The sequence below is a fragment of the Flavobacterium pectinovorum genome (assembly GCF_006438875.1).
GTDB lineage: Bacteria > Bacteroidota > Bacteroidia > Flavobacteriales > Flavobacteriaceae > Flavobacterium > Flavobacterium pectinovorum_A.
In genome coordinates this window covers 229005-255441 of record NZ_RCZH01000003.1, presented here as the reverse complement: position 1 = coordinate 255441, position 26437 = coordinate 229005, and the positions used below count along the sequence as shown (strand labels likewise).

Sequence of the window (26437 nt, the reverse complement as noted above, 5' to 3'; positions counted from 1 at the left end):
ATTTAGTCCCAGTCGCAGTTTTCAGTTTACAAAGCTTTGTGACCTTTGCATTTTCATAATGTAAACTTGATTACAACTTTGCGATCTTTGCGGTAAAATTTTCAGTTTGCAATCAACATGAAACCTGAAACTAAAACCTCAGAACCTTAGTACCTTTGCCACTTTGAACCTCAAAAGAAATGAATCCAGATTTTATAAAATACCAGGCACAAACTTCTCCATACCCATTAGGTATGGAAGTTTCGCATGCCATTGGCTCCTACATTTACGATACCAGCGACAAAAAATACTTAGATTTTGTAGCAGGCGTTTCCGCTTGTACACTTGGACATCAACATCCACGAGTTAACCAAGCCATAAAAGATCAGTTAGACAAATATTCGCACGTCATGGTTTATGGCGAATATTCGCAAAGTCCAGCCGTTCAATATTGCAAACTATTGGCTTCACTCCTACCGGAATCTCTAAACAAAACCTATTTGGTAAATTCAGGTACAGAAGCTATTGAAGGCGCATTAAAATTAGCCAAACGAACAACAGGAAGAAGTCAGCTTATTTCATGCCACAACGCCTATCATGGTAACACAATGGGTTCTATGAGTGTTATGGGATTCGAAGAGCGCAAACGAGCCTTTCGTCCTTTGCTTCCGGATGTTGATTTTATCACCTTTAATAACGAAGCCGATTTAGAAAAAATAACAACCAGAACTGCTGCAATACTTTTAGAAACTATTCAGGGAGGTGCCGGATTTATTCAGCCTCATGATAATTTTTTACAAAAGGTCAGAAAGCGCTGTGACGAAGTTGGAGCGATGATGATTGTCGACGAAATTCAGCCTGGATTTGGTCGAACCGGAAAACTTTTTGGTTTCCAAAACTACGATGTCGTTCCTGATATTGTCGTTATGGGAAAAGGAATGGGCGGCGGAATGCCCGTTGGTGCTTTTACAGCATCAGCAGAAAAAATGGATCTTTTGACCGAAAACCCAAAGTTAGGACACATCACCACTTTTGGAGGTCATCCTGTCATTGCGTCAGCATGTTTGGCAACTTTGCAGGAATTAACTGAAACAAACCTGATGCAGGAAGCCTTAGATAAAGAAAACCTCTTCAGATCGCTTTTGGTACATCCTTTGATAAAGGAAGTTAGAGGAAAAGGATTAATGCTCGCAGCAATGACTGAAACTGCCGAAATAACCAACGAGGTTATTTTGAACTGTCAGGACAAAGGGCTCATTTTATTCTGGTTGCTATTTGAAGGATGCGCAATACGAATAACACCACCATTAACCATTTCTGAAGAAGAAATAATAGAAGGTTGTGCCATAATCTTAAGTGTTATGGATGAAATCCTGAAAAAAGAGCAAAAAGCATAATTTGGAGCTATTTCCTGCTCCCGAAGTTTCGGGACGCTTTATCTTTTGTTTAAAAAAAACAAAAGGATATCGCTGCTATCAGGGCTAGTGTTCTACGCTAAAAATAAAATATAATAATAACTAATAATCTCTTTTAAAATAGGAAGATTATGACAAAAAACAGAATCGTAATTCTGTCCATATTGTTAATTAAATTGTTCAAAACAATTAATTTCCTTTCCCCACAACAATAATATGGTTGCCTAAATTTATATCAGGCTAATTTCAAATAAACAAAGTATGCAATTAAGCAACGAAGAAGAAGATTATAACCTATCCCTATCCAAATTTGAGTCGATGTTAAAAACTAACAAAGTACTCTTTTTTGATTCTGAAGAATTCGAAGAAATTATTCTTCATTATTTAGACATAGGTAAGGCTAATTTAGCAAAAAAGGCCTTGAAACTTGCATTAGACCAACACCCAAAATCTACGGGCTTAAAATTAGTACAAGTAGAAATGTTGGTTTACGACGACAAATTAGAAATCGCCGAGAAACTCTTGAATGAGCTATATGCAATCGAACCTAACAACGAGGAAATTTACATCCAGAAAGCTAATATTTGTTCTAAGAGAGACCAACACGAAAAAGCGGTAGAATTGCTTAAAATTGCCTTGCAATATACAGACGACTACGCTGATGTGTACAACTTGATCGGAATGGAATATCTTTTTATGGATAACCTTGAGTTGGCAAAAGACAGTTTTATCAAATGTCTTGAAGAAGATTTAGAAGATCAATCTGCCTTGTATAACGTGGTGTATTGTTTTGAATTTTTAGATCAAAACCAGGAAGCCATTGTTTATCTTAACGATTACATCAACAAAAACCCATATAGCGAAATCGCCTGGCATCAGCTTGGGCGCTTGCATTATGGTGTAAAAGAATACGAAAATGCGATTCGCGCTTTTGATTATGCAACACTTATTGACGATGAGTTTTTGGGTGCTTTCATGGAAAAAGCAAAAGCGTATGAACGTCTAAAAAAATACAGCGAAGCGATTGAAAGCTACAACCGAACCATCGAGTTAGACGATGCAACTTCTTATGCCTTATTGCGTATCGGAAAATGTTACGAAAAACTAGGAAATTCGGCGAAAGCTCTTCAATATTACAATCAAACTGTACACGAAGATCCGCTTTTAGACAAAGGCTGGATTGCGATTACTGATTTTCATGTTCGCCAAAAAAACTTTCAAAAAGCATTGTTTTTTGTCAATAAAGCATTAGCAATCGACAATCAAAATCGCTTGTACTGGAAACGTTATGCAACGATCAATAAGCAAATGAACTTTTTTGAAGAAGCTGAATTTGGTTATAGAAAAGCAGTAGAATTTGGAGATTATGCCTTAGATACCTGGTTATTTTGGGTTGACATTCTTCAGTTTTTAGGTGAATTCGAAAGTGCCATTCAAACCTTATTACAAGCTACTGAATATTTTCCGGAAGAAAACGAAATCGAATATCGTTTGGCTGGATTATATTTCATGATTCAGGAGAATACCAAAGCAAAATTTCATTTAAGCAATGGTTTGCGTTTAAACTTCGATAATTATATCTTAATCGAAGATTTATTTCCGGTAGTCTGGTCAAAAAAAATGGTTAAAAATTATATTGAAAAACATAGAAAAGAATAATGATTGATATTTTAAGAAGGCGTTTTGGCTTGTTGGGTCGTAATATTAGTTATTCTTTTTCGAAAGGATATTTTACAGAAAAATTCAGTGATGAAGTTTTTGCCGGTAACAGTTATGAGAATTTCGATATTTCTGAAATAAACTACTTTACTGAATTGGTAAAAAACAATCCTGATTTAAGAGGTTTAAATGTTACAATTCCATACAAAGAACAAGTCATACCTTTTTTAGATAAGCTCTCCAAAAAAGCAGCCTTAATTGGTGCTGTAAACACAATCAAATTTACCAAAAACGGCAAATTGAAAGGTTACAACACCGATTATTATGGCTTCAAAAAATCATTAGAGCCATTATTAGAACCACATCATAAAAAAGCGCTTATTTTGGGTACTGGCGGTGCGTCAAAAGGAGTTGCTTTTGCTCTTGATGAACTTGGTATTCCTTATACTTTTGTATCCAGAGAAGCAAAGGAAAACATTATCGACTACAACCTGATTAATGCGACTACTTTTGACAATTTCAAGATTATAATCAATTGTACTCCCGTTGGAACAAGTCCTAATATAGAAGCTTGCCCTGATCTTCCTTATGAGTTTTTTACGGAGAAACATATTGCTTACGATTTAATCTATAATCCGGCAGAAACTCAGTTTTTGAAAAATGCAAAAGAAAGAGGAGCCGTAATTAAAAATGGTTATGACATGCTTATTTTTCAAGCCGAGAAAGCCTGGAAAATCTGGAATAAATAAGATTTAGAAAAATATATAGTAAAGACTACAATTGCAAGATTGTGGTCTTTTTTTATTTACAGTTGTTTGCGAAGTTTCACAAAGAAAAACAACAAAGAATCACAAAGTTTTTTTTATTCTTATTAATTCGGGATTCTTGTTCATTTAAACACTGATTACACTGATTCACTTTCGCGAAGAAGCTTATTAAAACGGATTTTGTTTTAGTTTTAGTATAAAAAAATCCGTTCTTTTCCGCGTTTTTGCCTAGCAAATCCGCGTCATCCGCGTTACTTTTTTCAAACTGTTATTTCACAAAACTTCACAAAAAAACAAAAAACAAAAAACTCATTTGAACGCAGATTACACGGATTCACTTTCGCGAAGACGCGGATTAAAACGGATTTTATTTTAGTTTTAGTATAAAAAATTCGGTCTTTCCGCGTTTTTTGCTTTAGCAAATCTGTAGCATCCGCGTTACTTTCTTCAAACTGTTATTGAGTAAAGCTTCACGAGGAGAAATTACAAAAAATAAAAATTAAGCTACAAATAAAAAGTTAAAGTAATTTTCGTAAATTAGACTACTCATTTATAAGTAGTTATGAAAAAATTACAACTGTTTTTCTGGATATTTTTTTTATTTACTCTTTCAATAAAAGCTCAGGATACAGCTGAAACTAATAGTCCATTTTCAGAAGCACGCTACAACTATTTTCTGAAAACAATTTTACTATTCAATGAATATCTGGACACTGATACTGGATCATTCAATACTACACAGCTCCGTATTTTGCATCCAATTGGCAATAAAGCCTGGAATTTACGACTTGATGTTCCTTTGATTTCAACAAATACAAGTTCAATCAATAAAACCGGATTTGGAGATGTTGGTGTAGGTGTAAGTTACATTCCGTTTTTTAAGAAAAATAAGGGTGTTGCTTTTAGAGCCAGAGTAGTTTCAAATTCAGCCGTAGATCCAAGTCTTGGCAGCGGAAAATGGGTTTTCATTCCAACCGTTTTTTATGGAAAGTATTTCAAGGGAAAACAATTTTTATGGATTTCTTCTTTAGAATATCAAACCAGTTTTGCGGGTTCAAGTAATAGAAACGATATAAGTGTTACAGCTTTTGAAAATGTAGTACTTTGGTTCTTTGGTAAAAACTGGATTGCCACTGATGCGGCTTTTAGATACAATAGCAGATTAGACGGTTTTCAGAACAATGCCTTTTTAGAATTTGGACGAAAAATAACTCCTGTAAACTTAGTTTATATTCACCCAAGTGTCGCTTTTGGAGGCGAGAAAACCTACAATTATGGACTTGAAGCAGGCGTTTTGATTCTGTTTTAAATCAATATTTGATTATCAATTTAACTTCATACTATTATTTTTATCTTGTTTTTCTAAAAATATCAGTAATTCAGAATTTAAATTTACTTCAAAAAATCAATAAAAAAAGACAGATCATAATCGTAAATTTCTTCAATAAATAAGAATTTAATCCCAAAATAGCGTATAAACAAACGATTTATTTTGTATTTAGAAACTCCTTTACTATCTTTCGCTCTGTTTAAAATAAAAACCTTATACATTTAAAATGTTAGAAGAAAAGAATGATAACCTGCAAGAAGCAGACGGAAAATTAGAAATCGAAATTAGCGATTCTACACAAGATAATGCAATTGAAACATCAGAGCCTGAAACAGCTGCTGAAATCCCAACTTCGGAAACTGAAACTGAAGTAGAAAATACAGCCGAAACTACAGAAACTGCTCATCAAACTGCATTAGATGCTATAACAAATTCGAACGCCGAAGAAAGTGAAGATGAAACGCTGAAAGAGCGTCATGATATTCCTATGCAGGATTATAATACTTTTACTTTGGATGCACTTGTTGATGAATTAAAAAAATTGATCAGCGATGAGAAAGTAATGTCTGTAAAAGACCATATCGAAGAAATTAAAAAAGCATTCTTACTACAATACAACCATCTTATAGAAGAGAAAAAAGAAGAATTTAACGCTTCTAAAGAAGATCCGAACGAAGAATTCGAATACCATTCTCCTTTGAAATCTAAATTTGATGAATATTATAATGTTTTCAGAGAAAAAAGAAATGCTCATTTCAAGCATTTACAAACCAACCTAAAATCAAACTTAGACAATCGTCTTGCAATAGTCGAAGAGCTAAAAGAACTTATAAACCCGCAGGAAAACATTAAAGACACGCTTAAACATTTTAATGATTTAAGAGAACGATGGAAAAATGCCGGAGCAATCCCAAAAGATAAATACAATCACGTTTGGAATAATTATCACTTTCACGTAGAGAATTTTTATGATTATCTGCATTTAGATCGTGAAGCAAGAGATTTGGATTTTAAATACAATCTGGACCAAAAGCAAAAAATTATTGCTCGCGTTGAAGAATTGGTTAATGAAACCGATATCAGCAAAGCATTCCGTGAATTACAGGATTTACACCGAATCTGGAAAGAAGATATTGGACCGGTTTCTAAAGAACACCGTGATACGATCTGGAATAAATTTAGTGAACTGACTAAAAAAATTCATGACAAAAGAGAAGTTTTATTCGAAAGCCAAAGAGCAAACGAAGTAAACAACCTTGAAGTTAAGAAAGAAATCATTGCCAAAATTGAAGTTTTAGGAACTGAAAAAGTAAACTCTCACTCGCAATGGCTGGTACAAATTCAGAAAGTAGAAACACTTAGAAATGAGTTTTTTGCTGCCGGAAAAGTACCATCAGAAGTAAATGAAGAAACTTGGGCATCTTTTAAAACTGCTGTTCGAAATTTTAATTCTTTTAAAAATTCATTTTACAAAGACATTAAAAAAGATCAGAATGACAATCTAAATAAAAAAATGGCTCTTGTTGCAAAAGCCAAAGAATTACAAGAAAGTACTGATTTTGGCGCTACTACTCCAGTTATGAAGCAAATTCAGGAAGAGTGGAAACAAATTGGTCACGTTCCTAAGAAGTATTCAGATAAAATCTGGAAAGAGTTCAAAGATGCTTGTAATCATTATTTTGACAAATTAAAAGAACACAAATCAGAAGAAAACGTTGACGAAGTAGCTGCTTTTGATAACAAAAAAGCTTACTTGGATACCTTAAGAGCATATCAACTTACAGGAGATCACAAAACTGATTTGGATGCCATAAAAGCACATATCGGAATCTGGAAAAGTTACGGAAAAGTGCCTTTTGCAAGACGTCATATAGAAGGAAAATTCAATAAAATCCTGGATGCGCTTTTTGAAAAACTAAGTTTGAGTAAAAAAGAAACTGAAATGATGCGTTTTTCTAACAGAATTGATTCTTTATCTGATAGTAACGATACTCGTAAATTAGACAACGAGAAAATTTTCTTAATGCGTAAAATTGAAGAAGTTCAAAACGAAATTTTTCAATTAGAGAATAATATTCAGTTTTTCACGAATACTAAAAATGCTAAAAAAGAAAATTCAATTGTTCTGGAAGTTCGCAAAAACATCGCGATCCATAAAGAAAGCCTTGATGTTTGGAAAGAAAAATTGAAACAATTACGAAACTTAGGTCAGGAATAGACTTTAGTTTATATATTAAATTTATTAAGGAGTAATGATATTTTTCATTGCTCCTTTTTTTTTGTGGTTATTGTTGGAATGAATTTTACCGCAAAGTTCGCAAAGCTTTATCAAAAAAAAAATCTCGCGACTTATCTTTGCGAGCATATTTCACTCTGACAAAATAAAGTCTGCAAGAAATATCACAAAGTCAGTTCAACACAAAGCTTTGCGAACTTTGTGTTTTTCTATGCACAATCCAAAATTAACCCTTTGCGAACTCTGCGGTAAAATTTTTCATCCCTATTTCATACTTGAAACTTAACATTCCCCACTTAAATTCATAAAACAATTCTCTAAAATATTGATTATATTTGAATAACCACATTACTTATTGACAATCAACAAAGTAAATAATTACAATTATTAATTTTAATAACGACAAAAAATGAAATTTACAAGAAAAGCAAATGCCAACTGGCAAGGAACAGGCATGGAAGGAAAAGGAAGTATAAGTACTCAAAGTACCACACTGGATAATGCACAACTATCATTTAAAACAAGATTTGCAGACGGAGTTGGCACTAATCCTGAAGAACTTATTGCTGCAGCACATTCGGGCTGTTTTACGATGCAATTAAGTTTTTTACTGAATGAAGCTGGTTTTACGGCAGATGATTTGTCTACAGAAGCAACCGTTACTTTTGAAGACGGAACAATAACATTGATTCATTTGGATTTAAAAGGAAAAGTTCCTTCAATCTCAGCAGAACAATTTGCTGAAACTGCTGCAAAAGCAAAAGAAATTTGTCCAATCTCGAAACTTTTGAATACGACAATTACTTTGTCTGCGACTTTAATAAGCTAATTAATTCAAACTACTACTTAGAAAAGCAAAGTTTTTAGCCACAGATTATTAAGATGAAAAGGATATTTAAATTCTGTGCTAATCTTTTAACTGTTACTTTTCTTTTAATTAAATTATGAAGCATAAAAAAAAGCACCAACCTTGCGGTTGATGCTTTTTTTTATGTAAGAACAAAAATTCTTAGTTCATTGTCGCTTTTAATGCTTTTGCTTCAGCAGTCATTTCTAAAGCTTTGTAAACACCTAATAATGTTTTAGAAACATCTTCATTTTTAGGATCTAATTCATTTGCTTTTTTAAGATAAGGAATAACTCCTCTAAAAACATTTTCTCTTTGCGCTTTCAACACATCGTAACGTTTCATGTCTTTTGCAGAAGTACCCAATTTATTCATTTCATCAATGATTGGTTTCTCTGCCTCTAATTTTAATGCTGCAAGATTAAGATAAGCATTTGTATAGTTTGGATTGATTTCGATAGCTCTTAAATAGTATTTTTCAGCATCTGCACTATTTTTTGCATTTCCACTGATTACACCTAAATTAAAAACAAGATCAGCATTGTTTGGTTCTTTTTCTAAAGCCTGAGTTACTAATTTTTTATAAGTCTCATAATCTTTAGTTTCAAGATATAAATTAGCTTCTGAAAGAATCAAAGAAGAATCGTCCGGATTTGCTTTTCTTGCATCAGCGATAGCTTTTTTAGCATCTTCAATACGTCCTTTTTGAACTAAAATTAAAGCTAAGTTTTTGTAAATCTCACCTCTTTTAGAAGGAATAGCTTCTGTTTTTGGTTTTTCGTGAGTTCCTAATTTTACAGCTAAATCTCTTTCTTTTGCAGTATTGAAACCATCTTCGCTACCTGAAGCTTTATTTACAGCCGTATAAGCAGTTCCTTTTCCTGAAAAATTCAATTTTTTCAATTCTTCATACATTGGCAAAGCACTGTCATAATCTTGTGCGTTTACTGCTGTTGATGCTGCATAATACAAATTGATTGTATCTTTTGTATCTAACAAATAAGCATCATACAATTTTTTAGCACCTTCTTTAACTTTGCTCGCTTGTGTATCTGCAATAGCCGAATTAATTAATTTTCCTTTGATTTCAGTAATTGAAGTAGCAGCCTGAACTGAATACTTTTGTTTACCTGACGTTTTTTCAATCTCAATTAATTTTTTATAACTCTCAGCTGCAAGAGATAAATTTTTACCTTCTTCTACTTTTTTGTTTGCTAAATCTAAATAAGCATTTCCTTGTACAAAATAGTATTGCGCTTGTTCAACGTCTTTGGCATTTACTACCAGGTTTTCAGCGTCTTTCAATATTGTAATTGCTCCTTGAGCATCGCCGCTTTTTAATGCTTTTTCAGCACTTTTAATTTGATCTTTTTGAGCAAAAGTAGCTACCGAAATCAATAATGCTGATGCTAGTATTACATACTTACTTTTCATAATATTCAATTTGTGTATTTAATTTTAATTTTACGTGGTTTTTATTTTTTATTCCTCAGATTCTTCTTCTTCAGAATCCTCTTCGTCTTCTGCTACTTCGTCAGAATCATCGTCATCGTCATCTTCTACAGTACCATCATCTTCAAGAACTTCCAGATCCGGCTTCACTCTTTCGATAACAGATTCAATAACATTACCGTCTTCATCGACAATAACTTCCGCAACGTCATCTTTCATAACCTTTGTAACAGCTGCGATAGAATCTTTACCTTTTAAGTTAATCAATCGAACACCTTGCGTTGCACGACCCATTACACGTAAATCTTCAATAGCCATTCTAATTGTTAATCCTGATCTATTAATGATCATTAAATCATCAGCATCACTAACAGCGTTGATAGAAATCAATTTCCCTGTTTTTTCTGTGATATTAAGAGTTTTAACCCCTTTACCGCCACGGTTTGTGATTCTGTAAACATCTTCACCATCATCATCAACCAATTTAGTACGTTTACCGTAACCATTTTCAGTTACAACTAAGATCTGAGAATCATTAACATTCTCTTTATCAACAGTAACCATACCAATTACTTCATCAGTATCGTCTTTTAAGGTAATTCCGCGAACTCCAGAAGCTGTTCTTCCCATCGGACGTGTTTTAGTTTCCTCAAAACGAACTAATTTACCAGATTTAACAGCAAGGATAATTTGACTTTCTCCGTTTGTTAATTTTGCTTCAAGTAATTCATCACCTTCTTTAATAGTAATAGCAGCAACACCATTTACCCTTGGTTTAGAATATTTCTCTAAAGATGTTTTCTTAACCTGACCTTTTTTGGTTACCATTACAAGGTTATGACTGTTGATATAATCTTTGTCTTTTAAGTCTTGTGTACAAATGAAAGCTTTTACTTTATCATCGCTTTCAATGTTTACCAAGTTCTGAATCGCTCTACCTTTTGCAGTTTTGCTTCCTTCCGGAATTTCGTAAACGCGCATCCAGAAACATTTTCCTTTTTGCGTAAAGAACATCATATATTGGTGGTTGGTTGCAACGAACATATGCTCAAGGAAATCCTGATCTCTTGTTCCGGCACTTTTTTGTCCAACTCCTCCTCTATTCTGAGTTTTATATTCTGTTAAGTTGGTACGTTTGATATAACCGGCGTGCGAAATAGTAATTACAACATTTTCATCGGCAATTAAATCCTCGATACTTACATCTCCACCAGAATATTCAATTTGAGAACGACGGGCATCTCCGTATTTCTCACGAATTTCTTCTAGTTCTTCTTTGATTAACGCTGTTCTTAAGTTCACATCAGCCAATAAGCCTTTCAAATGCTCAATTAATTTCATTAATTCGTCATACTCAGCTCTTAACTTGTCTTGTTCCAGACCTGTTAACTGACGTAAACGCATCTCAACAATAGCACGAGCCTGAATGTCTGACAATTTGAATCTTTCGATCAATTTCTCACGAGCTTCTTCTGTGTTTTTAGAACCTCTGATCAATGCAATTACTTCATCTATATTATCTGAAGCAATAATTAAACCTTCTAAAATATGAGCTCTTTCTTCTGCTTTACGCAATTCAAAACGAGTTCTTCTTACAACAACATCATGACGGTGCTCAATAAAATAATGAATCATATCTTTTAGATTCAACATTTGCGGGCGCCCTTTTACCAGTGCAATATTATTTACACTAAAAGATGATTGTAGTGCTGTAAACTTATATAAGGTATTCAAAACTACGTTTGGAGTAGCATCGCGTTTCAGGATATAAACGATACGCATACCGTTTCTATCAGATTCGTCACGAATGTTTGCAATACCTTCAATTTTTTTATCGTTAACTAAATCAGCCGTACGTTTGATCATTTCGGCTTTATTTACCTGATATGGAATCTCCGTAACGATGATACATTCTCTACCGTCAACTTCTTCAAAACCAACTTTAGCACGCATTACAATACGTCCTCTACCGGTTTTAAAAGCTTCACGAACACCTTCATAACCATATATTATACCTCCTGTTGGAAAATCCGGAGCTTTAATATGTGTCATTAATTCGTCTATTTCAATATCGCTATTATCAAGATACGCTAAGGTACCGTTGATAACTTCAGTTAAATTGTGTGGAGGCATATTTGTCGCCATACCAACTGCGATTCCTGTTGCTCCGTTAATTAACAAAGTAGGAACTCTTGTAGGCATTACTTTTGGCTCATATAAAGTATCGTCAAAGTTCAATTGAAAATCAACTGTTTCTTTTTCGATATCTGCCATAATATCTTCTGATATTTTACGCATTCTGGCCTCAGTATAACGCATTGCCGCAGGACTGTCACCATCGACAGAACCAAAGTTACCCTGACCATCTACTAATAAATATCGCATACTCCATTCCTGAGCCATACGTACCATGGCATCATAAACAGAGGTATCTCCGTGTGGGTGATACTTACCCAGAACCTCTCCTACGATTCTCGCAGATTTTTTATGGGCAGATCTTGATGTTACTCCTAAGTCATACATTCCGTAAAGAACTCTTCGATGAACTGGTTTCAAGCCATCTCTAACATCCGGAAGTGCTCTTGATACGATTACTGACATCGAATAATCGATGTAAGCTGATTTCATTTCATCTTCTATGTTAATAGGAATTAACTTTTCTCCTTCAGACATAAGTTGTTATGTTTAAATAATTATATTAGTTTCAAAGCGTGCCAAGATACGTTTTTTTGGAATTTTTTCAGCTATTTCCTTACACTTATTTCAATGATTTATTAACAACTTTATTTTAGCTTTTGGTTAATAAATTAAGCGTATTTTAACGCTTTTATTGTTATTTTTTTTGTCCCTTAGCTGTCAGGAGATCTCGAAGGGTACGGTTTTTGTTTTTCAAACACTAATTCACTAAATTTACAACACCAATTAGATATTATGGATGATAATTTTTCACCAAGAGTAAAAGATGTTATTACCTACAGTAAAGAGGAAGCCTTACGTTTGGGCCACGACTTTATTGGTACTGAACATCTAATGCTAGGCATTTTAAGGGATGGAAACGGAAAAGCTATTCATATACTTAATAACCTGGCAGTCGATCTAGATCATTTACGCAGGAAGGTAGAAATACTGAGTCCGGCCAATCAAAGCGTTGAAGTAAATGCCGAAAAGAAAAATCTTCATCTTACCCGTCAAGCGGAAAGAGCACTGAAGACAACCTTTCTTGAAGCTAAAGTATTTCAAAGCTCGTCGATTAGCACGGCGCACTTGCTTTTATGCATCTTACGAAACGAAAACGATCCAACAACCAAGCTATTGAATAAACTAAAAATAGATTATGACATAGCTAAAGAACAATATTTAAATATGACTCCAAACGAAGAAGAATTCTTAGAAAACTTGCCAAGAAACGAATCGTATAATGACGATTCAGGACAAGATGACAGTCTTAAGGAAAGTAGTTTTAACAATCCCGCCAATAAGTCAAACAAAAAATCTAAAACTCCGGTTCTTGATAATTTTGGGAGAGATTTAACAGAAATGGCTGAGGAAGGAAAACTAGATCCTGTTGTAGGGCGCGAAAAAGAAATTGAACGTGTTTCGCAAATCCTAAGCCGTAGAAAAAAGAACAACCCGCTTCTTATTGGAGAACCCGGAGTTGGTAAATCTGCTATTGCTGAAGGACTTGCACTACGTATCATTCAGAAAAAAGTCTCTCGTATTCTTTTTAACAAACGTGTGGTTACGCTTGATCTTGCCAGTTTAGTAGCAGGAACAAAATACCGTGGTCAGTTTGAAGAAAGAATGAAAGCCGTGATGAACGAGCTGGAGAAAAACGACGATATCATTCTTTTCATTGATGAAATACATACTATTGTAGGTGCCGGTGGAGCAACAGGTTCACTTGATGCTTCAAATATGTTTAAACCTGCATTAGCAAGAGGCGAAATACAATGTATTGGTGCTACAACTCTTGATGAGTACAGACAATATATAGAGAAAGATGGTGCTCTTGAAAGACGTTTCCAGAAAGTAATTGTTGAGCCAACTTCTGTTGAAGAAACAATCACTATTTTGAACAACATCAAAGACAAATACGAAGATCACCACAATGTAACCTATACTCAGGAAGCCATTGAAGCATGTGTTAAATTAACAAACAGATATATGTCTGAGCGTTTCTTACCGGACAAAGCTATTGATGCTCTTGATGAAGCAGGATCACGCGTACACATTACTAATATTGATGTTCCTAAACAAATTTTAGATTTGGAACGTCAGTTAGAAGAAGTTCGTGAAATGAAAAACATGGTAGTCAAAAAACAAAAATATGAAGAGGCTGCCAAACTTCGCGATGATGAAAAACGTATCGAAAAAGATCTTGCAGTTGCACAAGAACAATGGGAAGAAGATTCTAAAAACAACAGAATTGAAGTTACAGAAGATAATGTAGCCGATGTTGTTTCGATGATGACCGGAATTCCTGTAAACAGAATTGCACAAACAGAAAGTAACAAACTGGCTAAATTACCTGAATTAATTCAGAACAAAGTAATTGGTCAAAACGAAGCAGTTTTAAAAATTGCACGTTCTATTCAGCGTAACAGAGCCGGACTTAAAGATCCTAACAAACCTATTGGTTCGTTCATTTTCTTAGGTCAGACCGGAGTTGGTAAAACACAATTGGCGAAAGTTTTAGCAAAAGAATTATTCGATTCAGAAGATGCATTAGTTCGTATTGACATGAGTGAATATATGGAGAAATTTGCGATCTCTCGTTTAGTTGGAGCGCCTCCGGGATATGTAGGATACGAAGAAGGTGGACAATTAACTGAAAAAGTTCGCAGAAAACCATATTGTGTTGTGTTATTAGATGAGATCGAAAAAGCGCATCCGGATGTATTCAATATGATGCTTCAGGTTCTTGATGACGGATATTTGACAGATAGTTTAGGTCGCAAAATCGACTTTAAAAACACTATCATCATCATGACATCTAACGTTGGAGCACGTCAGTTAAAAGATTTTGGACAAGGTGTAGGATTCGGAACTGCTGCAAAAGTGGCTCAAGCCGATGAAAACTCAAAAAGCATTATCGAAAATGCATTGAAGAAAACCTTTGCTCCTGAATTCTTAAACAGAATTGATGATGTAATCGTATTCAACGCGTTAGAAAAATCTGATATTGATTTGATTATCGAAATCGAACTTGCAAAATTATATTCTCGCGTTTCTGAATTAGGATACAAATTGAATCTTACTGATAAAGCAAAAGCATTTATTGCAGAGAAAGGTTTTGACAGACAATTTGGAGCAAGACCTCTAAAAAGAGCGATCCAGAAATATGTTGAAGATTTATTAGCAGAAGAAATCATAACTTCAAAAATACATTCAGGTGACGAAATCTTAATGGATTTAAAAGATGATTCTCAAGAACTTTCAGTAGAAATACATAAAGCCGAAGAGCCAACTAATCAATAAATTATTTAAATTTCATAACAAATTTAATTTACCCGTTACGTTTTCATAACATAACGGGTATTTTTTTTAGATAATTTACTATCTTTAATAAAAGCAAATAGCTATTTTTGGCTATTAAATTCTATAATAAAAAACAACGTATGCTTCAAAACAAAGTCATTTTAGGTAGCGAAGAATGGTGCTCATTTCCAGAACTAGGAATCCCGACAATCAAGGCTCGTGTTGATTCCGGTGCCAAAACTTCGGCAATGCACGCCATAAACATAGCTCCTTTTATTAAAAATGATGCCAATTGGGTAAAATTTGATATTAATCCTATTCAGAATAATATCAAAACCATCATTCATTGCGAAGCTCCGTTGGTTGACAAGAGAATTGTAAAAAGTTCCAGTGGTTTTAGAGAACATCGTTACGTTATTCAAACCAGCATAAAACTTGGCGATGTAAAGTGGCCAATAGAAATGACATTGACAAACCGTGACTCTATGGGATTTCGCATGCTTTTAGGCCGCGAAGCCATGAGCGGACGTGTACTAGTTGATCCGGAGCAAAAATACATGCTGGGACAACCAACAGCCGAAGCATTAAAAGAATTATACCAAAATTCAGAAAAAGCTACTTCCGGTTTACGAATCGGACTTTTAGCCAGTAATCCTGAATTATACAGCAATAAACGAATCATGGAAGCGGGTGAAATGCGCGGTCATGAAATGCATTTTTTGAATATCAAGGAATGTTACATGAAGCTCGATGCAAAAACACCTGAAATTCACTATCGTGGCGGAAAAATATTGAATCAGTTTGATGCTATTATTCCAAGAATCCGACCAAGTATTACTTTTTACGGTTGTGCTTTGACGCGTCAGTTTGAAGCTTTGAAAGTTTTTGTTTTAAATTCGGCTACAGCCATAACACAATCACGAGATAAGTTATATTCTCTGCAATTGCTTTTGAATAGCGGAATTGATATTCCGACAACTGGTTTTGCTAACTCTCCTTTGGACACTGACAATTTGATTAAAATGGTTGGAGGATCACCTTTAATCGTGAAATTACTAGAAGGAACACAAGGAAAAGGAGTTGTTCTTGCCGAAACAAAAAAAGCCGCAGAAAGTGTTATCAATGCTTTCAAAAGCTTAAATGCAAATATATTAGTTCAGGAATTCATCAAGGAAGCCAACGGAAAAGACATTCGCTGCTTTGTAATCGATGGAAAAGTTGTTGCCGCAATTCAGCGCGAAGCTATGCCTGGCGAATTCAGAGCAAATATTCACCTTGGCGGAACTGCTTCTGTTATAAAAGTTACCGCCGAAGAGAAAAAAATCGCTATAAAAGCCGCAAAAGCAATGGATTTAAAAGTTGCCGGTGTTGATATTATTCGTTCTTCAAAAGGGCCTTTATTATTGGAAGTAAACTCTTCTCCAGGCCTTGAAGGAATCGAAGGCGCAACAAACAAAGATATCGCCGGAGAAATGATCAGAGCGATTGAAAAGAATTTTAAGCTGATATAAAACAGCACAAACATCAAAGTAAAAAATCTAAATGAAGAAAATTTCGATCTTTCTAATGCTACTTATAGTGAGCTGTAATAAAAATGACTGCACCACTAATGAAAAAATTAGAAAAATTGAAACTGATAAAATAATAGAAACTTTTCTCGAGGATAAATATTTTAAAAATAATAAAGATGCTTATGCAGTTTGTATAAGTTTTAAAAAACTTAAAATTAATACAGAGAGTTTATATGCAGAACCAACAAAAAAAGCACAAATTATAAAACTTCCACCTCGTTTACCAAAAATTCTTGAAAACACGAAAGTTTATATTGAAATGCTAACGAATGCAAATTTAAAAGGAAAGAAAATATTTAAACCTAAAGATTCGATAAACTTTATAGAACAAAACAATTGCTTTTTTAAATACACCCTTCCTAAAAATATAGCAGGAAGAATAAAAACAATATCTGCATCAGAAATAGAAAACGCTACAGATTATGTGATTTTCTCAATTCCTATTTTTTCTGAAGATAACAAAAAAGCCTATCTGGAAATGGATTGTTACTCAAAAGAATTACCATATGGACAATCCGTGTACTTAGAAAAAAAAGATAATATTTGGAAAGTCATCGACACTAAAACTATCTGGGTCAAATGTCAAGGTTAAAATAACAATATCCATTAATCACCAAAGCTTTGTCAAAGTTTAAAACCAAGAGTGCAAGGAATTTTGTCGAAAGTCTAAACTCAAAGTTGATATAGGCATTTTTGTCATTTCGACAGAGGAGAAATCTCCGCAAGTAACTCTACAAAGATTGGATTCTCGTTACGGAGCTACTTGCGGAGATTCCTCCTCCGTCGGAATGACAATGATTATGGCTACTTTGTGTAAAATGTTTAATTTAATCTTTGTCAAAATTTAAAATTAAAGCTCCTTACACTCTTGGTTTAAAATTCTAACAAAGCTTTTTTTATTTAACTTTAATATAAAAAACAATTATGCTATTCCCCTATTTAGATATTATTTTAAGAAGTCTTGCTGTCTATTTTTTCATGACAATTGCTTTGCGAATTTTTGGCAAAAAAGAACTTTCACAATTAAACACAGCCGACATTATTCTGATTCTATTAATTAGTAATTCTGTTCAAAATGCAATGGTTGGACCAGACACCAGTCTTTGGGGAGGTTTAGTTGCTGCTTTAGCTTTATTTATAATTAATTATATCATCAAAAAACTGACTCATAAATACAAAGTCATCAATGACCTGCTTTTAGACAAACCTGAAATCCTGATTCATGATGGAAAACTAGATTTTGACGCTTTAAGCAAATTAGACATCTCACACGATGAATTAAAAGAAGCAATGCGTGAACATGGTTTAGAACATTTTACTGATGTAAAGCTTTGTATGCTGGAAATTGACGGTACTATTAGTGTTATTTCTGAAGACAAAAAGAACCTTAAACAAACACATTATAAAAGAAAACACAACCATAAGAATTTTAGAAAATAAACTATCTTAAAATGCGATTTTAGTTCTCACATTTTACAAAAATCATTTTACTAGGAGATAAATACGCTCAATACAAAGTAAACCAATCCTGCTAAAATAGCCGAAATAGGAATCGTTAATATCCAAGCCCAAATCAAACTTACAGTTACACCCCAACGAACGGCAGATACACGTTTTGTTAATCCAACCCCAATGATAGAACCTGTAATTGTATGTGTTGTACTTACCGGAATTTTTAAATGTTCTGTGAAATAAAGTGTCAAAGCTCCAGCAGTTTCAGCAGCTACTCCTTCAAAAGAAGTTACTTTTGTGATTTTAGAACCCATTGTTTTCACAATTTTCCAACCACCACTTAAAGTTCCCGCAGCAATAGCAGAATAACAAGCTAATGGAATCCAACCTGGCATTATTCCTTTTACACCCAAATCATCATTTGGTAAAACAACATCTAACCACGAATCCATATGCACACCAGGATTTGTGTGAATATATACCGCTACAGCAGCAGCAATAATACCCATTACTTTTTGAGAATCATTTCCCCCGTGTCCTAAACTAAAAGCAGCAGAAGATAATAATTGCATCTTTTTTAGCGCTTTATCAGCTTGATGAAGATTTAAACTGCTAAATATCAAACAAAATAAACTTACTGTTAAGATGATAAATGCAACCAGAAACCATTTAATATTGTGTGGATCAAAAGCTACACTCCAAAAATGCGACGCGAACCTAGGTTTGTCGATTTCTGCATAAGGCACCATTAGACTACTAACAAGCCAAACTGTTGCAATCATTAAAGCTACAGTGAATATTTTAGGTCCAATAATTTTACGGGAAGCGTTTAGTAACCAAATCGAAATTAAATAAGAAGCCAATGCTCCCAATAACGGTGCTAAAACAATAAAAGCGATAATAATCAGTACTCCTGACGGCATTCCGCCATCTTTTCCTGCCTTATACCAACTTACGATTTCGTACCAATAATGAGTAACTCCATCTTCGCCAATATAACTTGAAAAACCATGTACAGCAATCGCATGCGCAACTGCAGCTCCGGCAAAACCACCAATTAAAGTATGTGATGAACTTGAAGGAATACCTAACCACCAAGTCAATAAATTCCAACAAATGGCTGCAATAACACCCGCCAGAATCACAACAAGGTTAATCTCCATAGTGTGCGCTGTTTTTGCAACAGTATCCGCAACACCAAATCCGAAAACCCAATAGGCCAGAAAGTTAAAAAATGCTGCCCAAAGAACGGCCTGAAAAGGCGTTAAAACCTTTGTAGCAACAACGGTAGCTATAGCATTTGCCGCATCATGAAAACCATTGATGTAATCAAAAATTAAAGCTAATACTATAATAATTATAAGTAGCGTCATAAAATTATAACTTCAGAATGAAATAAATTGAATTTAAGAATGTTTTACAGAAATAGATTCCAGTATGTTCGCAACACTTTTACATTTGTCTGTTGCTGATTCTAAAACAGATAACACCTCTTTATATTTAATAATATTTTTAGCGTCTGTTTCGTTTTCAAAAATTTCAAAAACTGCTTTGTTATAAACGTTATCAGATTTGTTTTCCAGTTTATTAATTCTGGCACACGCATCTTTAATAATGTTCATGTTTTTTAAGTTACTCAACTCTTTTACCGCACTGTCAATGTTTTGACAAGCTTCAAGGTTGATTTCTGTCATCTTTCTGATAGATTTTGTAATCTTATCAACCTGATACAATCTCATTCTGCTTGCTGCACCATGAAGGTAATCAGCAACGTTATCAATAGAAGTAATTAATGTGTGAATATCCTCTCTATCAAATGGAGTAATAAAGTTTCTGCTCAATTCAAGATTGGTCTGACGCGTGATGTCTTCTCCTTTTTGCTCTAACTCATCAATTTTTTGAAAAAGAACTTCTCTTTCTTTCAATGGAAGGTTTACAGCTTCGTGTAAATTAGAAGCTAATTCAATTAAATTGCTTGAAGCCTCTTCAAAAAGTGGAAAGAATTTCTTGTCTTTCGGCACTAAAAATTGGAAAATACTGTTTATTGACATTTTTATATTTTTGATAGTGCAAAATTACTTCATTATTATTTTGTCATGTTAAGCCATTGTTAACAAATCGTTTTCAATTTGGAAACTATTTAGGAACGCAACTGTTTTTTCGATATCATAATGTAAGATTCTATCCTCTTTTACCAACGGCACAACTTCTCTGTAACTGCTCAAAAACATCTCGATAAAATCACTTGATTTCAAAGGCTCTCTGTAAGCAATCGCTTGTGAAGCATTCATTAATTCGATTGCCAAAATGCGCTCTAAATTATCCATAACACGTAAAGCTTTTGTAGCTCCGTTTGCTCCCATACTTACGTGATCTTCTTGTCCGTTACTCGAAACAATACTATCTATACTTGACGGAGTTGCCAATTGTTTGTTTTGACTTGCGATACTTGCTGCCGTATATTGCGGAATCATAAATCCTGAATTTAATCCCGGATTATCCACCAAAAATGCCGGAAGATTACGTAATCCTGAAATTAACTGATACGTTCTTCTTTCTGAAATACTTCCTAATTCTGCCAAAGCAATTGCCATAAAATCTAAGGCTAAAGCCAAAGGTTGTCCGTGGAAATTTCCTCCTGAGATAATCTGATCGGCTTCAATAAATATATTTGGATTATCTGTTACCGAATTAATTTCGGTTTTGAATACTTTTCTAACATAATCAATCGCATCTTTTGAAGCTCCGTGAACCTGAGGCATACATCGGAAAGAATACGGATCCTGAACGTGTTTTTTCTCCTGAACAATGATTTCGCTTCCTTCAAGAAATTCATTGACACGCTGTGCTGTTACAATTTGCCCTTTGTGAGGGCGTATATAGTGAATCAATTCGTTGAAAGGCTCGCTTCTTCCATCAAAACCTTCTAAAGAGATTGTTCCAATTAAATCTGCTAAATAAGAATATTTATATGCTTTTAATAAAATATGAGCTCCATAAGCACTCATAAACTGAGTTCCGTTTAATAAAGCCAAACCTTCTTTTGACTGTAAAACGATTGGTTCCCATTTGAAATGTTTTAAAACTTCGGCAGAAGCCACTTTTTTACCTTCAAAAAATACTTCACCTTCTCCTAATAAAGGCAAAGATAAATGTGCCAATGGCGCTAAATCGCCAGAAGCCCCAAGTGAACCTTGTGTATAGATTATAGGTAAGACATCATTATTATAAAAATCAACCAAACGCTGTAAAGTTTGCAACTGAATTCCTGAATGACCGTAGCTCAAAGATTGGATTTTAAGCAACAACATCAATTTTACAATTTCAGCAGGCACTTCTTCTCCAGTTCCACATGCATGCGACTTAACCAGATTTTCCTGAAGCTGAGATAAGTTTTCGTTCGAGATTTTTACATTACAAAGAGAACCAAAACCTGTATTGATACCATAAATAGGTTCAGAATGTGAAGCCATTTTTTTATCCAAATAATCGCGGCATTTCTGCACGTTTACTTTAGCTTCTTCTGATAATTCAAGTGTTTTTTGATTAACAATAATTTCTTGTAAAGCTTCTAAACTTAATGTTTCAGTACTAATATAATGGATTTCTGTCATGGTGTTTCTAATTTAAGACCCCAAAATTCAACAAATCAATATTAAAAAGCAACATTTGTTCATAATAATTAAAATTAGAGGAGCACAAATTATCCACTTTTATCTATTTCACAATACTAATCACACAAAATCAGCCCTTTATTTCTACTTCAATTTTAAATACAGTTAACCCGTTGGATGTAATGCATAAAAATTTAATTAAACACATAGTAACATAGATTTTATGTGTTTGGAAAAAGCAAATCAAGAAACTCGTTTCTAACACATAGCTATGTGTATTAATGCAAGTGAAACGCCTTTTTTGAGTTCAATAATGCTATGTTTCTATGTGTTAAAAACAATTGCGCCCAACGGGTTACAGTAATAAAAATCGTAAAAAACACAAATCCTACTTACCATATAGGTTAAATTACATTTATTTAGAAATTTTTTTATTAAAAACCAGATCATTAACGCCTGCCAACATCAGTAAAAATAAGCTTAAATATACGAATACATCAATTTATCATATACTATCCTGACAAAAGCTCAATATTAATTTCATGAGATTTAAATTATTAAAATATTCGTAAAAAGACATTTAGGTTTTTTAACGTTTATAAAAAACTGTACTTTTGAAAAATCAAAAATGAAAAGTAACAGCGCAAAATATCAATCTACAATGACAACTCAAACAAGAGTTGCAATTGCTGCTACAACAATTTCTACTACAACAACTACTACCCCTTAGGGGTATACATTTTACATATAATCCTGGTTATCTATACTTTTTTCTAAAAAGAAGAAAGGCATTGGATACATAAAAAACATTTACAAAGAAAAAAAATAGTCGCAGTTTTCAGTTTCAATTCACCGTTGATAACCTTTGAACCTTTGTTACTCAAAATCTTTGCACCTTATTAAAAAACATCAAAATGAAAGTATTAAAATTTGGCGGAACTTCGGTTGCCAATGCTCAAAATATAAAGCTCGTTCTCGAAATCATAAAACAAAATTCTAAAGAAGATAAATTAGCAATTGTAGTTTCTGCTTTAAGCAAAGTCACAGATTTATTGCAATTGGCGGCTTCAAAAGCAGCGGCAAACGACGAAAGCTTTAGAGATATAATTGCCGAAATCGAAAAAAAACACCTTGACACTTTAAAAGAATTAATTCCGGTAAGCGAACAAAGCAGCTTGTTAAGTCACGTAAAAAGAATCATCAATCATTTAGAAACTTTATTGGACGGTTGTTTCTTGTTAGGCGAATTATCTCCAAGAACTGCCGATACTATTTTGAGTTTTGGAGAATTGCTTTCGTCTTATATTATTGCACAGGCGTACCAACAATTAGATAAAGATGTAGTTTACAAAGACAGCCGCGAACTAATTAAAACCGATAATAATTTTGGTAAAGCCGTTGTAAACTTCGAAGTTTCAAATCAATTGATTCAGGAATATTTTGGAGGGAATCAATCGCAAATCAATATTTTACCCGGATTTATCGCTCAATCTCCTGACGGAATCACTACAACTTTAGGTCGTGGCGGTTCTGATTATACTGCGGCAATTATCGCAGGAGCACTTCAGGCATCTCAATTAGAAATCTGGACGGACGTAAACGGAATGTTTACAGCAAATCCTAAAATTGTAAAACAAGCACAGCCAATTGCAAACATATCTTATCAGGAAGCGATGGAATTATCGCATTTTGGAGCCAAAGTGTTGTATCCGCCAACGATTCAACCTGTTTTAAGAAAAAACATTCCTATTCTGATCAAAAATACTTTTGAGCCGGAAGCCGTAGGAACTTTGATTTCTAATCAGGTTTCCTCAAAAGATACTGTTGTAAAAGGAATCAGCCATATAGACCATATTTCGCTAGTAACACTTGAAGGTCCGGGAATGATTGGAGTTTCGGGTTCATCAAAACGTTTGTTTGAAGTATTATCACAGGAAAAAATCAACGTAATTTTTATTACTCAGGCTTCTTCTGAGCATTCGATTTGTATCGGAATTTTAAATTCAGATGCTGAAAATGCCGAAGCTGCGATTAACAGAGCATTTGAGGTTGAGATTTTACAAAATAAAATCGATCCTGCCATTGTAGAAAAAGACTTATGCATTATTGCTTTGGTTGGTGAAAACATGAAAAATCACCAGGGTTTAAGCGGAAGAATGTTTAGTACTTTAGGAAAAAACAACGTAAATATCCGTGCCATTGCGCAAGGTGCTTCTGAACGTAATATCTCGACTGTTATCAACGAAAGAGATGTTAAAAAAGCATTGAATACTTTGCACGAAAACTTCTTTGAGGAAAACACCAAACAGCTGAATCTATTTGTAATGGGTGTTGGAAATGTGGGTGAAAAATTCATCGAGCAAATTCACAATCAGAGAAAATTCTTAAAAGAAAATTTAAAGATTAATGTTCGTGTTATCGCTTTGTCAAACTCCAGAAAAATGCTTTTTGACGAAGACGGAATTTCTTTAAAAGACTGGAAATCGGCTTTAGACAAAGGCGAACACGCAATTCCAACTGAATTTATCGCACGTGCCAAAGAACTAAATTTACGTAATAGTATTTTTGTTGATATTACAGCAAATGCAAGCGTATCTGAAACTTACGAAAAATTCTTAAAAGAAAGTATTGCCGTTGTAACTTGTAATAAAATTGCTTGTTCATCTGCATATGACAATTATAAAAAACTAAAAAGTTTATCACGCCAATATAATGCTCCATTTTTGTTTGAAACGAATGTTGGTGCAGGATTGCCAATTATTGATACTGTAAAAAACTTAATCGCTTCTGGTGATAAAGTGCACAAAATTCAGGCGGTTTTATCTGGAAGTCTGAACTTCATTTTCAATAATTTTGATAAGAACAATTCTTTTCATGATGTTGTAAAAGAAGCCGGAGTTCAGGGATTTACAGAACCGGATCCGAAAATTGACTTAAGCGGAATCGACGTTGCCCGTAAAATCCTGATCTTAATTCGCGAAAGCGGTTACGAAATGGATATTGACGCCATCGCCAACGAATCGTTCCTTCCAGCGGATTGTTTAGCAACTACTAATAATGAAGACTTTTTTGCTTCGTTAACAAAACATGCTTCTCATTTTGAGAAAATTTATGAAGAAGCTTTGTCAAAAGATTCAAGATTAAAATACGTTGCACAATTCGAAAACGGAAAAGCAAGCGTTGGTTTACAATTCATCCCAAAAGATCATCCTTTTTACAATCTTGAAGGAAAAGATAATATCGTATTGTTCTACACAGATCGTTACGTAGATCAGCCTTTATTAATCAAAGGTGCCGGTGCCGGAGCAGCAGTTACAGCTTCAGGGATTTTTGCAGATGTAATTCGAATAGGAAATAATTAGTATTAGCCGCTAAGGCACTAAGACGCTAAGTTTCTAAGTTTTTTTCTTAGTACCTTAGAAACTTAGCGTCTCAGAAACTAAAAAAATAAAACTTTGTGACTTTGTGCCTTCGTGGCAAAACCAAACAGAAATGAAAGAAATAAAACTATTTTGCCCGGCAACTATCGCGAATCTTTCGTGCGGATTTGACGTACTTGGACTTTGCTTAGACAATGCGGGCGATGAAATGATTATTCGTAAAGTAGACCAAAAAGGAATTCGTATCACTAAAATCGTTGGTGCCGATTTACCTCTGGAAACCGAGAAAAACGTTTCGGGTGTTGCGGCTATTGCAATGCTTGAAGCTTACGAAAGCCATTTTGAACCGATAACTTTTGGATTCGAAATCGAAATCTACAAACATATCAAAGCCGGAAGCGGAATTGGAAGCAGTGCCGCAAGTTCTGCCGGAGCTGTTTTTGGGATTAATGAATTATTAGGAAAACCATATTCTCGCAAAGATTTGGTGCAATTTGCGATGCAAGGCGAGAAATTAGCCAGCGGAAACGCTCATGCTGACAACGTTGCTCCTGCCCTTTTGGGAGGTTTTACTTTGGTGAGAAGTTACAGTCCGCTGGATATTATTAGAATTGATAGTCCCGAAGAATTGTTCGCTACAGTAGTTCATCCACAAATAGAGTTGAAAACTTCGGATGCACGTTCCGTATTAAAACAAAACGTTTCCCTAAAAAGCGCGATTATGCAATGGGGAAATGTAGGCGGATTAATTGCCGGTTTATATACTAAAGATTACGATTTGATTGGAAGATCACTTCATGACGAAATCGTAGAACCTTTAAGAAGTGTCTTGATTCCGGGTTTCGACCTGATCAAACAAACGGCTTTAGAAAACGGCGCTTTAGGTTCCGGAATTTCAGGTTCAGGTCCGTCTATTTTTGCTTTAAGCAGAGGAAAAAACACCGCAGATCAAATCGCCAAAGCCATGAGCGAGGTTTACGAAAACATGAATTTACCGTATGAAATTCACGTTTCTAAGATTAATCCGAACGGAGTGAGAATTATATAACACTAATTTCACGAATTTACACAAATTGGTTTGTGCAATAATTAAACAAAAAAAAATACACGAATCATACGCGATGTTTGTCAGACTGAGCGGAGTCGAAGTCCCGCAAAGTATGACACAAAGTATAACACATATAGTTTGTCATTCCGAGGAACGAGGAATCTCCACAAGTAACTCCGTAATGTGAGTCAATCTTTGTCGAGCTTCTC

The 26437-nt window shown here is 34.3% G+C and carries 17 protein-coding genes; 12 read left to right on the top strand and 5 right to left on the bottom strand.

Annotated features, from left to right (window positions below; translation table 11 throughout):
- Nucleotides 1-179: 179 nt before the first annotated feature.
- The 6 genes from EAH81_RS05530 to EAH81_RS05505 all read left to right on the top strand — a co-directional run bounded on the left by EAH81_RS05530 (nucleotide 180) and on the right by EAH81_RS05505 (nucleotide 8215).
- Nucleotides 180-1376: an aspartate aminotransferase family protein gene (locus EAH81_RS05530; protein ID WP_140504640.1), complete on the top strand. Its 1197-nt coding sequence runs from the start codon at nucleotides 180-182 to the stop codon at nucleotides 1374-1376.
- 279 nt (nucleotides 1377-1655) lie between these two features.
- Complete coding sequence (locus EAH81_RS05525) at nucleotides 1656-3053, top strand: tetratricopeptide repeat protein (RefSeq protein ID WP_140504638.1); 1398 nt, start codon at nucleotides 1656-1658, stop codon at nucleotides 3051-3053.
- Nucleotides 3053-3802: a shikimate dehydrogenase family protein gene (locus EAH81_RS05520; protein WP_140504636.1), complete on the top strand. Its 750-nt coding sequence runs from the start codon at nucleotides 3053-3055 to the stop codon at nucleotides 3800-3802. Before EAH81_RS05525 ends, EAH81_RS05520 begins: the two co-directional genes overlap by 1 nt.
- Before the next feature lie 580 nt (nucleotides 3803-4382).
- Complete coding sequence (locus EAH81_RS05515; RefSeq protein WP_140504634.1) at nucleotides 4383-5129, top strand: lipid A phosphoethanolamine transferase; 747 nt, start codon at nucleotides 4383-4385, stop codon at nucleotides 5127-5129.
- Nucleotides 5130-5376: 247 nt separating this feature from the next.
- A complete protein-coding gene (locus EAH81_RS05510; RefSeq protein WP_140504632.1) occupies nucleotides 5377-7368 on the top strand; it encodes a DUF349 domain-containing protein in 1992 nt (663 codons plus the stop codon).
- A 427-nt stretch (nucleotides 7369-7795) separates the two neighbouring features.
- Nucleotides 7796-8215, top strand: coding sequence for an OsmC family protein (locus tag EAH81_RS05505; RefSeq protein WP_140504629.1), 420 nt, complete (start codon nucleotides 7796-7798; stop codon nucleotides 8213-8215).
- A 180-nt stretch (nucleotides 8216-8395) separates the two neighbouring features.
- Here EAH81_RS05505 and EAH81_RS05500 read toward each other — a convergent pair whose 3' ends face one another.
- Entirely contained in the window at nucleotides 8396-9667 is a 1272-nt protein-coding gene (locus tag EAH81_RS05500) for a tetratricopeptide repeat protein (protein ID WP_140504627.1), read from the bottom strand.
- A 48-nt stretch (nucleotides 9668-9715) separates the two neighbouring features.
- Nucleotides 9716-12358 (bottom strand): DNA gyrase subunit A, encoded by a 2643-nt coding sequence (gene gyrA / locus EAH81_RS05495; protein WP_140504625.1) that lies wholly within the window; start codon nucleotides 12356-12358, stop codon nucleotides 9716-9718.
- Nucleotides 12359-12616: 258 nt separating this feature from the next.
- Here gyrA and EAH81_RS05490 point away from each other — a divergent pair, with 258 nt between their 5' ends.
- The 4 genes from EAH81_RS05490 (at nucleotide 12617) to EAH81_RS05475 (ending at nucleotide 18174) form a co-directional block, all read left to right on the top strand.
- Nucleotides 12617-15163 (top strand): ATP-dependent Clp protease ATP-binding subunit, encoded by a 2547-nt coding sequence (locus tag EAH81_RS05490; RefSeq protein WP_140504623.1) that lies wholly within the window; start codon nucleotides 12617-12619, stop codon nucleotides 15161-15163.
- Between the two features lie 140 nt (nucleotides 15164-15303).
- The gene (gene rimK, locus EAH81_RS05485) at nucleotides 15304-16674 is read left to right on the top strand and encodes a 30S ribosomal protein S6--L-glutamate ligase (RefSeq protein ID WP_140504621.1); all 1371 of its coding nucleotides are present in this window, start codon (nucleotides 15304-15306) and stop codon (nucleotides 16672-16674) included.
- Between the two features lie 31 nt (nucleotides 16675-16705).
- Nucleotides 16706-17326 (top strand): hypothetical protein, encoded by a 621-nt coding sequence (locus tag EAH81_RS05480; RefSeq protein ID WP_140504618.1) that lies wholly within the window; start codon nucleotides 16706-16708, stop codon nucleotides 17324-17326.
- A 332-nt stretch (nucleotides 17327-17658) separates the two neighbouring features.
- Nucleotides 17659-18174 (top strand): DUF421 domain-containing protein, encoded by a 516-nt coding sequence (locus EAH81_RS05475; RefSeq protein WP_140504616.1) that lies wholly within the window; start codon nucleotides 17659-17661, stop codon nucleotides 18172-18174.
- Nucleotides 18175-18224: 50 nt separating this feature from the next.
- Here the strand turns inward: EAH81_RS05475 and EAH81_RS05470 are convergent, their stop codons facing one another.
- From EAH81_RS05470 to hutH, 3 genes are read right to left on the bottom strand one after another with little or no spacing between them, the layout of a single operon-like run.
- Nucleotides 18225-19559 (bottom strand): inorganic phosphate transporter, encoded by a 1335-nt coding sequence (locus EAH81_RS05470; RefSeq protein WP_140504613.1) that lies wholly within the window; start codon nucleotides 19557-19559, stop codon nucleotides 18225-18227.
- A 33-nt stretch (nucleotides 19560-19592) separates the two neighbouring features.
- A complete protein-coding gene (locus EAH81_RS05465; RefSeq protein WP_134146523.1) occupies nucleotides 19593-20237 on the bottom strand; it encodes a DUF47 domain-containing protein in 645 nt (214 codons plus the stop codon).
- Between the two features lie 48 nt (nucleotides 20238-20285).
- Nucleotides 20286-21800 carry a histidine ammonia-lyase gene (gene hutH / locus EAH81_RS05460; RefSeq protein WP_140504611.1) on the bottom strand — a complete coding sequence of 505 codons (1515 nt, stop codon included), beginning with the start codon at nucleotides 21798-21800 and terminating at the stop codon, nucleotides 20286-20288.
- A gap of 914 nt (nucleotides 21801-22714) precedes the next feature.
- On the opposite strand from hutH, the gene thrA reads away from it, so the two are divergent.
- Together thrA and EAH81_RS05450 are read left to right on the top strand one after the other, a co-directional pair.
- A complete protein-coding gene (thrA, locus tag EAH81_RS05455; RefSeq protein WP_140504609.1) occupies nucleotides 22715-25162 on the top strand; it encodes a bifunctional aspartate kinase/homoserine dehydrogenase I in 2448 nt (815 codons plus the stop codon).
- 130 nt (nucleotides 25163-25292) lie between these two features.
- Nucleotides 25293-26228, top strand: a complete 936-nt coding sequence (locus EAH81_RS05450) for a homoserine kinase (protein WP_140504606.1) — start codon at nucleotides 25293-25295, stop codon at nucleotides 26226-26228.
- Nucleotides 26229-26437: the final 209 nt, after the last annotated feature.

Excerpts from the sequence above, each read along its gene's own strand:
- EAH81_RS05510 (WP_140504632.1), top strand. The coding sequence starts at position 5,377 with ATGTTAGAAGAAAAGAATGATAACCTGCAAGAAGCAGACGGAAAATTA.
- thrA (WP_140504609.1), top strand. The coding sequence starts at position 22,715 with ATGAAAGTATTAAAATTTGGCGGAACTTCGGTTGCCAATGCTCAAAAT.
- EAH81_RS05505 (WP_140504629.1), top strand. The coding sequence starts at position 7,796 with ATGAAATTTACAAGAAAAGCAAATGCCAACTGGCAAGGAACAGGCATG.
- EAH81_RS05475 (WP_140504616.1), top strand. The coding sequence starts at position 17,659 with ATGCTATTCCCCTATTTAGATATTATTTTAAGAAGTCTTGCTGTCTAT.
- EAH81_RS05450 (WP_140504606.1), top strand. The coding sequence starts at position 25,293 with ATGAAAGAAATAAAACTATTTTGCCCGGCAACTATCGCGAATCTTTCG.
- EAH81_RS05530 (WP_140504640.1), top strand. The coding sequence starts at position 180 with ATGAATCCAGATTTTATAAAATACCAGGCACAAACTTCTCCATACCCA.
- EAH81_RS05500 (WP_140504627.1), bottom strand. The coding sequence starts at position 9,667 with ATGAAAAGTAAGTATGTAATACTAGCATCAGCATTATTGATTTCGGTA.
- EAH81_RS05480 (WP_140504618.1), top strand. The coding sequence starts at position 16,706 with ATGAAGAAAATTTCGATCTTTCTAATGCTACTTATAGTGAGCTGTAAT.
- EAH81_RS05525 (WP_140504638.1), top strand. The coding sequence starts at position 1,656 with ATGCAATTAAGCAACGAAGAAGAAGATTATAACCTATCCCTATCCAAA.
- gyrA (WP_140504625.1), bottom strand. The coding sequence starts at position 12,358 with ATGTCTGAAGGAGAAAAGTTAATTCCTATTAACATAGAAGATGAAATG.
- EAH81_RS05470 (WP_140504613.1), bottom strand. The coding sequence starts at position 19,559 with ATGACGCTACTTATAATTATTATAGTATTAGCTTTAATTTTTGATTAC.
- EAH81_RS05490 (WP_140504623.1), top strand. The coding sequence starts at position 12,617 with ATGGATGATAATTTTTCACCAAGAGTAAAAGATGTTATTACCTACAGT.
- EAH81_RS05515 (WP_140504634.1), top strand. The coding sequence starts at position 4,383 with ATGAAAAAATTACAACTGTTTTTCTGGATATTTTTTTTATTTACTCTT.
- EAH81_RS05520 (WP_140504636.1), top strand. The coding sequence starts at position 3,053 with ATGATTGATATTTTAAGAAGGCGTTTTGGCTTGTTGGGTCGTAATATT.
- EAH81_RS05465 (WP_134146523.1), bottom strand. The coding sequence starts at position 20,237 with ATGTCAATAAACAGTATTTTCCAATTTTTAGTGCCGAAAGACAAGAAA.
- rimK (WP_140504621.1), top strand. The coding sequence starts at position 15,304 with ATGCTTCAAAACAAAGTCATTTTAGGTAGCGAAGAATGGTGCTCATTT.
- hutH (WP_140504611.1), bottom strand. The coding sequence starts at position 21,800 with ATGACAGAAATCCATTATATTAGTACTGAAACATTAAGTTTAGAAGCT.